General features: G+C 42.8%; 1 protein-coding gene. It reads left to right on the top strand.

Annotated elements, in window-relative coordinates; translation table 11 throughout:
* The coding region (locus tag A3756_RS05900) for an FAD-binding oxidoreductase (protein WP_197481207.1) at positions 1–290 on the top strand (290 nt) is incomplete at both ends.

Consider the following 290-nt stretch of genomic DNA (forward strand, 5'->3'; position numbering starts at 1 on the left):
GGGCGGTATTAAAGTTATCAAATACGGCATGAGCCGTGATTGGGTCTTGGGTTTAACCGTGGTAACAGGTGCTGGCGAAATTCTTGAACTAAACCGAGACTTGTTGAAAAACAATACCGGATATGATTTGCGTCACTTGTTTATTGGTGCTGAAGGAACACTTGGTTTTATCACTGAAGCAACAATGAAACTAACGCGTCAACCGAACAATCTGACTGCTTTGGTTCTGGGTCTATCAGATATTGGTAACACCATGGATGTCTTGAAAGCATTCCAAGCAAAGCTGGACT

It is taken from the genome of Oleiphilus sp. HI0086 (assembly GCF_001635225.1).